Annotated in this window: 13 protein-coding genes; 9 read left to right on the forward strand and 4 right to left on the reverse strand. The window is 62.9% G+C overall.

The genetic code is table 11. The features are described 5' to 3' along the window. The 3 genes from AC1DX0_RS21755 to AC1DX0_RS21765 all read left to right on the forward strand — a co-directional run. Window positions 1-408 (forward strand): biotin transporter BioY (locus AC1DX0_RS21755; RefSeq protein WP_477356813.1); only part of this gene is annotated, 408 nt, incomplete at its 5' end. Then, on the forward strand, window positions 405-842 hold the full coding sequence (locus AC1DX0_RS21760) for a DUF1284 domain-containing protein (protein ID WP_477219691.1): 438 nt from the start codon (window positions 405-407) through the stop codon (window positions 840-842). The genes AC1DX0_RS21755 and AC1DX0_RS21760, both read left to right, overlap by 4 nt. Before the next feature lie 183 nt (window positions 843-1,025). Then, window positions 1,026-2,801, forward strand: a complete 1,776-nt coding sequence (locus AC1DX0_RS21765; protein ID WP_477356815.1) for a tetratricopeptide repeat protein — start codon at window positions 1,026-1,028, stop codon at window positions 2,799-2,801. A 69-nt stretch (window positions 2,802-2,870) separates the two neighbouring features. On the opposite strand, the gene AC1DX0_RS21770 is transcribed toward AC1DX0_RS21765, so the two are convergent. Beyond that, window positions 2,871-3,332, reverse strand: a complete 462-nt coding sequence (locus AC1DX0_RS21770) for an N-acetyltransferase family protein (RefSeq protein ID WP_477219689.1) — start codon at window positions 3,330-3,332, stop codon at window positions 2,871-2,873. A 287-nt stretch (window positions 3,333-3,619) separates the two neighbouring features. Between AC1DX0_RS21770 and AC1DX0_RS21775 the strand changes: the two genes are divergently transcribed. Then, the gene (locus tag AC1DX0_RS21775) at window positions 3,620-4,540 is read left to right on the forward strand and encodes a glycine--tRNA ligase subunit alpha (RefSeq protein ID WP_477356827.1); all 921 of its coding nucleotides are present in this window, start codon (window positions 3,620-3,622) and stop codon (window positions 4,538-4,540) included. Window positions 4,541-4,543: 3 nt separating this feature from the next. Here the strand turns inward: AC1DX0_RS21775 and AC1DX0_RS21780 are convergent, their stop codons facing one another. Further along, complete coding sequence (locus AC1DX0_RS21780; RefSeq protein ID WP_477219688.1) at window positions 4,544-4,720, reverse strand: hypothetical protein; 177 nt, start codon at window positions 4,718-4,720, stop codon at window positions 4,544-4,546. A gap of 191 nt (window positions 4,721-4,911) precedes the next feature. Between AC1DX0_RS21780 and glyS the strand changes: the two genes are divergently transcribed. After that, window positions 4,912-7,290, forward strand: a complete 2,379-nt coding sequence (glyS, locus tag AC1DX0_RS21785; protein ID WP_477356817.1) for a glycine--tRNA ligase subunit beta — start codon at window positions 4,912-4,914, stop codon at window positions 7,288-7,290. 110 nt (window positions 7,291-7,400) lie between these two features. Further along, window positions 7,401-7,754: an ATPase gene (locus AC1DX0_RS21790; protein WP_477356819.1), complete on the forward strand. Its 354-nt coding sequence runs from the start codon at window positions 7,401-7,403 to the stop codon at window positions 7,752-7,754. A gap of 78 nt (window positions 7,755-7,832) precedes the next feature. On the opposite strand, the gene AC1DX0_RS21795 is transcribed toward AC1DX0_RS21790, so the two are convergent. Together AC1DX0_RS21795 and AC1DX0_RS21800 are read right to left on the reverse strand one after the other, a co-directional pair. Beyond that, a complete protein-coding gene (locus AC1DX0_RS21795; protein WP_477356821.1) occupies window positions 7,833-8,222 on the reverse strand; it encodes a hypothetical protein in 390 nt (129 codons plus the stop codon). A gap of 197 nt (window positions 8,223-8,419) precedes the next feature. Next, on the reverse strand, window positions 8,420-8,863 hold the full coding sequence (locus AC1DX0_RS21800; RefSeq protein ID WP_477219684.1) for a hypothetical protein: 444 nt from the start codon (window positions 8,861-8,863) through the stop codon (window positions 8,420-8,422). Window positions 8,864-9,040: 177 nt separating this feature from the next. Here AC1DX0_RS21800 and AC1DX0_RS21805 point away from each other — a divergent pair, with 177 nt between their 5' ends. The 3 genes from AC1DX0_RS21805 to AC1DX0_RS21815 form a co-directional block, all read left to right on the forward strand. Continuing rightward, on the forward strand, window positions 9,041-10,015 hold the full coding sequence (locus AC1DX0_RS21805) for an L-threonylcarbamoyladenylate synthase (RefSeq protein ID WP_477219683.1): 975 nt from the start codon (window positions 9,041-9,043) through the stop codon (window positions 10,013-10,015). A 9-nt stretch (window positions 10,016-10,024) separates the two neighbouring features. After that, complete coding sequence (locus AC1DX0_RS21810) at window positions 10,025-11,455, forward strand: FAD-binding oxidoreductase (protein ID WP_477356823.1); 1,431 nt, start codon at window positions 10,025-10,027, stop codon at window positions 11,453-11,455. 184 nt (window positions 11,456-11,639) lie between these two features. Beyond that, on the forward strand, window positions 11,640-11,992 hold a 353-nt coding region (locus AC1DX0_RS21815), incomplete at its 3' end, for a DUF6101 family protein (protein ID WP_477356825.1).

Here is an 11,992-nt window from a genome sequence, read left to right on the forward strand (position 1 = left end):
GGTCCGCTCTATGGTTGGCGGCTTGGCGCCATCACCATCGCCGCGTGGCTGGTCGAGGGCGCTGTCGGCTTTCCGGTTCTGTCCGGGGGGGCCGCCGGCGTAGTGCATTTCGTCGGGCCGACGGGCGGTTATCTCTTCGCTTTCCCGGTTGTCGGCGCGCTGGTCGGCTGGCTGGCAGAACGCGGCTGGAATGGCAACAGCGTCGTGCTCGCCTTCATTGCCATGCTGCTCGGCAATCTGGCCTGTCTGGTGCTGGGAACCGCATGGCTCGCGGTCATGATTGGAACCGAACAGGCCATTACCTTTGGCTTCCTGCCGTTCATCGTCGGCGGCTTGCTCAAGTCGGCGCTCGGTGCGGCGACACTGATGGCGCTTCGCGGCGGCAAGGCAAAGCCGGCCAATCCGTGACGATCAGGCTGCGCGCCCATCACCTCCTTTGCCTGCTCACCTATGTGGGCAAGGGATACAGCCCTGCTTTCACCGCCAACTATGATGGGATCGCGGAGCGCCTGAGCCGGGGCGAGGACATTCTCCTCGTTTCCGGTCCAGACGACATCTGCGCGCCTTTGCTCGACGAGCCGGAACCGCATTGTCTCAACGAGAGCGTCGTTGAACGGGACGGGCTTGCTGCACGCGATGTCGGGGATCTCTTGGACCGGCCAATCCAGGCCGGCATCCGCCTCGATCTCGATGCGGCAATCCTGGCGCGGATGCGACAGGCGTTTTCCGTTGGCGGCGTACGCAAGGCTTGCGGCGGCTGCGAGTGGAACGAGCTGTGCAGCACGATAGCGGCCGGTGGCTTTCCCGACACGAAGGTGCAGCGACCCGCCGTGCCGTGCTGACCTTGACGCCGGCCTTTCCGTGATCGAATGTCCCCTTCAGCCATGGTTTGTTAATCGGCTGACCCGATTGTGAATTTCAGGCGGATTGAAGCGCGACCCCAAAAAGGCCATGCTTTGCCCGGAAAGATCGAGTCTACGTCGATCCCGCTGATGCGGAGATGGCGCCTGGCTGAAAGGGATACGATGCAGCAAGGACGTGCGCGCTGGCTGACAAGGCTGGCAATTGTGACGGGCATGGCGATTTCGGCTTTGCCAGCCTATGCCAAGCAATCCACCGAACCGGTCAAGATCTCGTCGTTCTCGGGCGCCTATCTGGCTGCCCGGATCGCGGAAGGCGACAACGACCTCGACAGCGCCATCGCTTACTACAAGCAGGCTTTGGCCTTTAATCCGAGCGACATCGCCCTGCAGCAGAGCCTGATGCTGTCGCTGATCGCGCAAGGCCGCTTCGACGAATCCCTGGTCTATGCCGACAAGCTCAAGGAAGTGCCCGATGTCGAGCGCTTCTCGCGTCTGGCGCTGGCGGCTGATTCCTTCCACAAGAAGGATTTCACCAAGGCGCAGTACTGGCTAAAGCTGTCGCTGGAATCCGATCTCGACCGCCTGATCTCGGGCGTCATGTCCGGYTGGGCSSARCARGGTGCCGGCSASGCCASCGAWGCRATGGCSTCSATCGACAAGCTWCARGGSCCGGACTGGTTCGGCCTGTTCAAATCCTTCCACCGCGCCCTGATCGCCGACGCCTCCAACATGCCTGAAAAGGCCGAGGCGATCTACGCCGCGACGATGCAGGATACCACCGCTGGCGGTGCCGCGCCCGAGACCTGGATGCGCAATGCCCAGGCCTACGCCTCGTTCCTGGCCCGCAAGGGCGACAAGGCCAAGGCAATCTCGGTGCTCGACCAGGCCGARACGTTTTCGCCGGGCAAACTGGAAATCGYSGCCCTGCGCGACAGGATCGCCAAGGGCGACAAGATCGCGCCCTTCGTTTCCGGTCCGTCCGACGGTGCTTCCGAAATCCTGCTCGATCTCGCCACCGCGCTCAACCGTGGCGGCGGCGAGCCGTTCGTCCGCCTTTACCTGCAATATGCCCTGGCGCTCAGGCCTGACAGCGATGCGGCTCTTGTGCAACTCGCCGCCGTCGCCGAACAGCTGAAGGACGGCGAGGGCGCCATCGCGCTCTATCGACGCATCCCTGATTCTTCGCCGCTGAAGGAGCTTTCGGACCTGCAGCTTGGCCTCAACCTTGCCGATCTCGACCGCCATGATGAGGCGATCACCCATCTGAAGGCCTTTGTCGAGGCTCATCCCGACGACATGCGCGCCTATCTGGCGCTTGGCGGGGTCTATTCCTCGAAGGACGATTTCCGTTCGGCCGCCAATCTCTACGACAAGGCCGTCGAGGTGCTGAAGACSCCGASCGCGGCCAACTGGAACRTCTWCTACCAGCGCGGCATCGCCTATGAGCGGCTGAAGGAATGGCCGAAGGCCGAGCCGAATTTCCGCMRGGCGCTGGAGCTGCAGCCAGACCAGCCGCAGGTGCTGAACTATCTCGGCTATTCCTGGGTCGACATGAATACGAACCTCAAGGAAGGCCTGGCGATGATCCAGAAGGCCGTCGATCTCAGGCCGAGCGACGGTTACATCGTCGATTCGCTGGGTTGGGCCTATTTCCGCATGGGCAGGTTCGATGACTCCGTGCGCGAGATGGAGCGCGCCGTGTCGCTGAAGCCGGAAGATCCGGTTCTCAACGACCATCTCGGCGACGCCTACTGGCGCGTCGGCCGCAAGCTGGAAGCGACCTTCCAGTGGAACCAGGCCCGCGACCTGAAGCCCGATCCCGATGTGCTGGCCACCTTGCAGCAGAAGCTATTGAAGGGCCTGCCGCCGATCGAGTCCAACACGGCGCAGGAAACCCCGAAGGTCAAGCCCGAGCCGGTGCCTGCCCCGAAGGGGTGAAATCGGCTTGTTTGGAATGCGGACGGGGCTCTTTCGGAGCCCCGTTTTCGTTTGGAGGGCGCGCCGTCCTCAAAATAATTTGCGATAGACGACGAAGCCGGAGCGTTCGCCGACCTTGTCGTAGAGCTTCATTGCCGTGTCATTGGTCTCGTGCGTCAGCCAGTACACTCGCCCGGAGCCGGCTGCCTGGGCGCGCTCATAGACGCTTTCGATCAGCGCCCGGCCGATGCCTTTCCCCCGCGACGCCTGCCTGGTGAAAAGGTCCTGCAAATAGCAATTCGGCGCGATCGCCGTCGTGCTGCGGTGGAAGAGATAGTGCACGAGGCCGAGCAGTTGGCCGTCGCTTTCGGCAACCAGCGCATGCACCGGCTCATAGGCATCGAAGAAGCGCGACCATGTCATCGCGGTGATCTCGCTCGCCAGCGCCGTCTCGCCGGAGCGGCCATAAAATGCGTTGTAGCCGTCCCACAGCGGCAGCCATCGGTCGAAATCCTGTCGCGTGACCGGGCGGACGATGATGGAATTGGACATGACTGGACCTGTCGTCGTTGCTGTGGGCTGCAGGGGACGAAGCAGACCGCAGCCTCCCGAGGTCGGCAATGGGCCAGTTCCCGGCAAAACCTTCAACGTTGCGCGGCACCCTTACGGCGGCAGCATCCCACGCGCCTTGCTTGACGCTTCGCCGCCGTGTCTCTAGGACGTGCCGCAAGAGCATGATCCCGAAAAGTGGGTACCGGTTTTCGGAAAGATCATGCTCAAAGGACAGGCTCTAGCCTTTGCTGTCGAGGCCACCCGTGACGATTGAACTTCCCGCCCATATGCACCCCAGCCGCTCGTTCCAGGGGCTGATCCTGACCTTGCACAATTACTGGGCGGCCTATGGTTGCGTCATCCTCCAGCCCTACGACATGGAGGTAGGCGCCGGCACGTTTCACCCGGCAACGACGCTGCGTGCGCTCGGCCCCCGGCGCTGGAACGCCGCCTACGTCCAGCCCTCGCGCCGTCCCAAGGATGGCCGCTATGGCGAGAACCCGAACCGGTTGCAGCATTATTACCAGTATCAGGTGATCCTGAAGCCGAACCCGCCGAACCTGCAGGAGCTCTATCTCGGCTCGCTCMAGGCGATCGGCGTCGATCCGCTGCTGCAYGACATCCGYTTYGTCGAGGACGACTGGGMRAGCCCGACGCTGGGCGCCTGGGGGCTKGGCTGGGARTGCTGGTGCGACGGCATGGAAGTGTCGCAGTTCACCTATTTCCAGCAGGTMTGCGGCATCGAATGCGCGCCGGTGGCGGGYGARCTGACCTAYGGGCTGGAGCGGCTGGCCATGTATGTGCAAGGYGTCGACAAYRTCTACGACCTCAACTTCAACGGCCGYGAAGGYGCCGAMAAGGTSACCTATGGCGACGTCTTCCTGCAGGCCGAGCAGGAATATTCGCGCCACAATTTCGAATWYGCCAACACGGCGATGCTGCTSAGSCATTTCGAAGACGCYGARGCCGAGTGCAARGCGCTGCTCGATGCCGGCGCGCCGGCKTCGAACGACAATCTGCCGATGCACAAGATGGTTTTCCCCGCCTATGACCAGTGCATCAAGGCCAGCCATGTCTTCAATCTGCTTGACGCGCGCGGCGTGATCTCGGTCACCGAGCGGCAAAGCTACATCCTGCGGGTGCGCAATCTGGCGAAGGCCTGCGGCGAGGCGTTTTTGAAGACGCAGGCGGGTGGATTGGCGGCCTGAGCTTCAGGCACCTTTCATCAATTCGAGGGAAGCGTTGATCGGCGACAGGATCTGGCCGTTCTGCCCTGCCATCGTCCGCAGCGCCTGTCTTACACCCGGCATCGAGAAGGCACCGTGGACCTGAGCGGTGAAGCAGGCGCTGAGCGCGAGGATCTGCAGAAGTCTGGATGCCGTTTTCATGATCGTTCAGCCAAGTGTTCCCTGCCTGAGCGTGTGTCGCTTCAGCGCTGCGTTCGGTTCATGGAAATCTTTGATCCAAGGACGGGTGGGGTCGCCGCGTCCCGACAGGGCGGTCAAAATTTCTGGAAAGGGTGACAGCGGYCAGCCGAGTTGCTATGCCGCGCTCACCATTGTCGCGTGAGCCTCAACCAATGCCTGACCTGCTTCTAGAACTCCGCTCGGAAGAGATTCCCGCCCGCATGCAGCGCAAGGCGGCGGGTGATCTGAGGAAGATGCTGACCGACGGTCTGGTCGAGGCAGGGCTGACCTACGAGGCGGCGCGCGAGTACTGGACGCCGCGGCGTCTGACGCTCGATATCAGGGGTCTCACGGCACGCTCCAAAGATATAAGCGAAGAGATCAAAGGGCCGTCGACGACAGCGCCCGAGCAGGCGGTACAGGGCTTCCTGCGCAAGGCCGGCCTGTCTTCTGTCGCCGAGGCGCATGTCCATTCCGACCCGAAGAAGGGCGACTTCTATGTCGCCCACATTTCGAAGCCGGGCAGGGCGGCCGAAGCGATYGTCGCCGAACTGGTGCCTGGCATCATCCGCAATTTTCCCTGGCCGAAATCGATGCGCTGGGGGCCGGCCTCGGCCAAGCCGGGCTCGCTGCGCTGGGTGCGGCCGCTGCAATCGATCCTGTGCACCTTCGGCCCGGAGACCGAGGAGCCKGTCGTGGTCGATTTCGAGATCGACGGCATCCGCGCCGGCAACATCACCTACGGCCACCGCTTCCTCGCACCGGGCGAAATCACCGTGCGTCGCTTCGACGATTATGTGAGCAAGCTGGAGGCCGCCAAGGTCGTGCTCGACGCCGACCGCCGCAAGGAGATCATCCTCGCCGACGCCCGCAATCTTGCTTTCGCCAACGGGCTCGACCTGGTCGAGGACGAAGGCTTGTTGGAAGAGGTGTCCGGACTGGTCGAATGGCCTGTCGTGCTGATGGGCGAGTTCGAGCAGGCATTCCTCGCCATTCCGGCCGAGGTGATCCGGCTGACCATCCGCGCCAACCAGAAGTGCYTTGTCACGCGCCCGCAGGGTGAAGGCGAGGCGTTGTCCAACCGCTTCATCCTCACCGCCAACATCGAAGCCAGGGACGGCGGCAAGGAGATCGCGCACGGCAACGGCAAGGTGGTGCGCGCCCGCCTGTCCGACGCGCTCTATTTCTGGACGACGGACCAGGGTGATCTGCCCGATCTCGGCCAGCTCGAAGCATCGGCTGCAAAATTCGGGCTCGATCTGAAAAAGCCGCTCGACCAGCGCGTGGCCCGGCTCGACCATCTCAATGTGACCTTCCATGCCAAGCTCGGCACGCAGGGCGAGCGGGTGGAGCGGATCAGGCGATTGGCGGAGGATCTGGCGCCGATCGTCGGCGCTGACCCGGCGCTCGCCGCTCGCGCAGCCGTTCTCGCCAAAGCCGATCTCACCACCGAAGTGGTCGGCGAGTTCCCCGAATTGCAAGGCACCATGGGCCGCAAATACGCGCTGCTCCAGGGCGAACACCCATCCGTGGCCGCTGCCATTGAGGAACACTACAAGCCGCAGGGCCCGTCAGATTATGTGCCGAGCGATCCCGTGTCGGTCGCTGTCGCGCTCGCCGACAAGCTGGATACGCTGGTCGGCTTCTGGGCCATCGATGAAAAGCCGACGGGGTCGAAGGACCCGTATGCTCTGCGCCGTGCCGCGCTGGGTGTGGTGAGGATCGTTCTGGAAAACAAGCTCAAGCTTTCGTTGGGCATTGCCATTGCGGCCGCGGTCTCATCGGCTCTCGCCGTATACGAACAAAAAGGCGATGGCGCTGAGAGCCGTGGCGTCGTCGCGATGCTCGATTCCCGCATTCGCGACTACAAGGGGGCAAGCCAGCTGTTGTCCGAAGCTGGCTTGATCTCCAATTTGTTGAAAGGCGGGCTGGCCAACGCAAGTGCAGAAACTTTTGGCTCCGCCGATCAAGAGCGAGAGTTTTTCGATGGCCAGCGTCTGATGGAGCTCAATGCATCGCTGTCGCCATTCATCGCCGACCTCGTTGCATTCTTCCACGACCGCCTCAAAGTCTACCTCCGCGACCAGGGCGCGCGCCACGACCTGATCGATGCCGTCATCACGCCGCAGTCCGACGACCTCCTGCAGATCGTCCGCCGCGTCGAAGCGCTGGGCTCCTTCCTCGATACCGAGGACGGCAAGAACCTGCTCGCCGGGACCAAGCGTGCGGCCAACATTCTGGCTGCAGAGGAGAAGAAGAAAACGGCGGTCGCCGAAACCGTTGAGCCGGCTCTATTCAAGGAGAATGCCGAGAAAACGCTGTTTGCGGCGGTGAATCAGGCCGAGAAGCAAGCCGGCGAAGCGATTCATAACGAAGACTTTTCCGCTGCCATGCTGGCGCTTAGCGTGTTGCGCGAACCAGTTGATTCATTCTTTGAGGGTGTTCTCGTGAATGATGAGGACTTGTCCGTACGTGCCAACCGTCTGGCGCTGCTCGCCCGCATTCGTGCGGCCACTGGTCAAGTTGCGGATTTCGCAAAAATCGCCGGTTGAGAGCCCAGGAAAAATATCTGCGAGCCGGCCGTTCGAGCCGGCTTACAGTCATATGACGATGATCTCTCCGTGGCAAAAGGGACATGTTCCCCAACCCMACGGAGGCTTCCATGAATTCCGMTCACGAAATCGAAGTGACWGAAGAAACCTCGGCTCCTGTCGAGGCGCTTGAAACCGCTTCCGAAACCGCCCTCGATCATGCCGCCGCCGCTACGGTCGAAGCCGCCGATCAGTCTGATGACGAGGACGGCGACGAAGAAGAAGGCGACGACGAAGACGGTGAAGAGTCCGACGAAGACGATGCTGAAGCCGCCACGCTCTCGGGCGATGACGGCGAAGATGAGGACGAAGACGAAGACGACGCCGATGATGCCCTAAAGGCTGAAGGCGATGACGCTGAAGGCGAAGAAGAATCCGAAGACGGCGAGTCCGAAGAGGACGACGACAAGGAAAAAGCAGTCTGAATTTCAATCTGGTTCTGTCGAAAAAAGAGGGCGGCGCATCAGCGCCGCCCTCTTTTTTGTTCCCGGAGCCTTACGGGATCAGTTCTCCAGGATGCTGACGCGCACGCTGTCCTCGTAGACGTCGACCTGGATCAGCGGTTCGCCATTGACGATGGCGCGCTTGGTCGAGGAACTCATCGCGCCGGGACGCTCCAGCATGCGCTGCAGATCGGCGCGCTGGTCGTTGGTCCTGAACCAGGCATCCGCCTCATCGTCGCTGTCGCGGCGATGGAACTTGTGCCAGTTGGCGYGGTCCTGCCGCACCATCTGCGCGGCGCTGTCCAGCGCATAGCCGTCGCTCGCCTGATGATCGCGATCGGAAATGCGCGCGACATAGGATCCCAGCATGTCATCGGCTTGCGCAGCACTGGCGCCCAGCAACGACGCCAGCAGAAGCCCGGCGACGGTAACGGTCTTGGATATTCTCATGATCACCCCCCTTTGAACGACGAAACCCGTTTGCCAGAGCCGCCCCTTTGCCTGAATCGCCTTTGCCCGAATCGCTTGGCCAAATTCAGGCGGCAGAGTTGAGCAGCCAGATAGGCCAGGACGAGCTCGCGCGACAATGGTGCGCCGGGCGCCGTCAAGCTGTCAACGATCTGGCCAGTCCGTCCGTTCGCTGACCGCTACTTGACCTTGCCGACCCCGGGAACGGGCGCTGTCGGTGCAGGTGCCGGCGCGGCCGGCTTCTTCTGTGTGCCCGGCGCCGGAGCCGCCGAGGCGGTCGCCTGGGCTGGAGCAGGAGCAGCGGTGGTGGCCGCGGCCGGTGCCTTGCCTTGCGTCGGTGTCGAGAAGTCGCCGCCGACGACGCCGCCACGAATGATCATCGGGCCTGGCATGAAACCGTGCCGTGGCTCAGGCGCGTTGGGGATTGCCGCCACCTTCTCATAGGTAACGTCCGGCTCACCGAGCGCAACGACGGACAACACATCGCTTGCCTTGATATCGGCTGCCTTCAGCATGAGGATGGAGGGCGTCTCGGCCGGCGGGCCGGGAAAGATGAGGGACGAGGCCTGAGCTCCGCCACTCAACGCCGCCAGGGTGATCCCCAGCAAGATACGCACAGACACGATGACCACTCCCCTTTGCCCAAGCCCGGATGGTAGCGGACCGGAATTGATACCGGCTTTCGCGGAAACATAGCATTTTAGGAATTGATAAATCGCCAAGACCCTCTCTTGCCGAACAGCCGGCTTGCCCAACAGCCGCCATCGTACTACGCAGCCGCCATCTGCGAGGTGACGAGAGTGGCTGAGATACTTGCCGTTGGCGACGCGTTGGAGCGGGCGCTGGCACTGCTCCAGGACGGCGATGTCGTCGCTATCCCGACGGAAACCGTCTACGGGCTTGCCGGCGACGCCACCAATGGCATCGGCGTGGCGCGCATTTTCGAAGCCAAGGGTCGGCCGCGCTTCAACCCGCTGATCGCCCATGTCGCCGACATGGACATGGCCGAGCGCATCGCTGTCTTTGATCCGCTGTCGAGGAAACTGGCGCTGGCCTTCTGGCCGGGTCCTCTGACGCTGGTGCTGCCGCAGCGGTTAGGCAACGGCATTCATCCGCTGGTCACCGCCGGGCTCGATACGATCGCCTTGCGCATGCCGAGGGGTTTTGGCGGCGACCTCATAGCAAAACTCGGCCGTCCGCTTGCCGCACCCAGCGCCAATTCATCCGGCAAGATCAGCGCGACGACGGCGCAAGCGGTGGCGGCCGATCTCGGCGCCCGCATCAAGCTGGTGGTGGATGGCGGCGCGACGCCGGTCGGACTGGAATCGACCATCGTCAAGGCCGAAGGCGAAGGACTGCGCCTGCTCCGGCCCGGCGGCATTGCCGCCGAGGAGATCGAAGCGGCCATCGGCATGGCTCTGTTGCGCGGCGGAGGGGCGGGGGTCGAGGCGCCGGGCATGCTTGCCTCGCACTATGCGCCAGGTGCCGCGATGCGGCTCAATGCCGGTACGGTTGGCAAGGACGAAGCGTTGCTCGGCTTCGGCGGCCAGCGGGCTGAAGGCTGGCACCATGCGGCTGCCTTTCGCAATTTGTCGGTATCTGGCGATCTGCGCGAAGCCGCGAGCAATCTTTTCGCCTATATGCAGGATCTCGATGGCAGCGGMGCGCGCACCATCGCGGTCGAGAAAATTCCCTTCGATGGGCTTGGCGAGGCCATCAACGACCGGCTCTCGCGTGCCGCCGCCCCTCGTGACAACACTGAGCCCACACCGTAGTTTTCCCACATGACCGAAATTCCAAAGACACTCGACCCCGCTCTGATCGACCGTTTCGCGGCGATCGTCGGGGAAAAATAYGCGYTGCGCGACCAGCAGGACATCGCGCCTTATCTCATCGARCGGCGCGGACTYTGGCACGGCSSGACRKCGCTGGTGCTGMGGCCSGGCAGYGTCGACGAGGTCAGCCGGATCATGCGGCTGGCGACCGAGACCGGAACGCCCATCGTGCCGCAAAGCGGCAACACCGGTCTGGTCGGCGCCCAGGTGCCGGACAGATCCGGCCGCGAGGTCATCCTGTCCTTGTCGCGGCTGAACCGTATTCGCGAGATCGATGTCCTGTCCAACACGGTGACGGTCGAGGCCGGCGTCATCCTGCAGACGCTGCAGGAGGCGGCTGATGCCGCCGACCGGCTGTTTCCGCTGACGCTCGCCGCGCAAGGCTCCTGCCAGATCGGCGGCAACCTTTCTTCCAATGCCGGCGGCACCGGCGTGCTTGCCTATGGCAATGCGCGCGAACTCTGCCTCGGYGTCGAAGTGGTGYTGCCGACCGGCGARGTGTTCGACGATCTGCGCAAGCTGAAGAAGGACAACACCGGCTACGATTTGAAGAATCTGTTYGTCGGTGCCGAAGGCACGCTCGGCATCATCACCGCCGCTGTCTTGAAGCTCTTCCCGAGGCCGAAGGGCAGGGAGGTCGCTTTTGCCGGCATGTCGTCGCCCAAGGCGGCGCTGTCGCTCTTTACCTTGGCGATGGACCGGGCCGGCGCCTCGCTCACCGCTTTCGAGCTGATCGGTAAAAGGCCTTACGACTTCACGCTGAAGCATGGCCAAGGCATCACGCGGCCGCTGGCCGATGATTGGCCATGGTATGTGCTGATGCAGGTCTCTTCAGGACGTTCCGAGGAAGACGGCAGGGCGCTGATCGAGGAGATTCTGGGCGAAGCGCTCGAGCAAGGTATCATCAGCGACGCAGTAGTCTCGGCAAGCCTTGCCCAGGGCGACGCTTTCTGGAATTTCCGCGAGACGCTGCCCGAGTGCCAGAAGCCCGAGGGCGCTTCGATCAAGCACGACATCTCGGTGCCGACAGCCGCGATCCCGGAGTTCATCGACAAGGCGGCCGGCGTGGTGGAAGGGGTCTGCCCCGGCGCCCGCGTGGTCTGCTTCGGCCATATGGGCGATGGCAATCTCCATTATAACATCTCGCGGCCCGTCGACGGCGACGACGAGGCGTTTCTCGCCCTCTATCATCCCATGAACAAGGCCGTGCACGATGTCGTGCGGTCCTTCCATGGATCGATCTCGGCCGAGCACGGTATCGGCCAGTTGAAGCGCGACGAACTGATCGCCACCGCGCCGCCAATGGCCATCGATCTGATGCGCAGGGTAAAAGCGGCCTTCGATCCGGCCGGCATCATGAATCCCGGTAAGGTTATCTGATCCTTTCAACATCTTGTGGTCGGTGGCATTCCGATAACCATCCCTGAGATCAGCAAAATTTAACCGACTTTCTTAAGCGCGGCGGTAAGGAGCCCGCGCTACTGTTTCCCCATAACGAGGCCGGGAAAACTGGCCCGGAGAGAACCGGACACCGGCTCTCAGGAGACAGACAGGAAGGCACTCTATGAACACTGGACTGAAGCCAGTCTGGGCGGGACGCAACATGCGCCTCGACCCATTCCGCCTGCCGCAGGTGGTTAGCTACGCCACGCGCGACGACTATGGCGACGTGACGTTCACCATCGACCACCGCGGCGCCGTGATCCGTCGCCTGCTCGAGATGAGCGGCGTGCCGGCGATCATCGCACTGCCTGCCAATGCGTTCCGCGGCGTTGCCGCCCGCGCAATGGAGGATCCGGATGGCAATGTCACGGTGACCCTGGAACTCCTGCACAACGATCCGATGCTGTCGGTGCCGTTGCTGGTGGCAGACGATCTCGAAGACGTCGCCGCCGACTGGCGCGCCTGGGCCGATGC

It is taken from the genome of Mesorhizobium sp. P3_A9 (assembly GCF_056402975.1).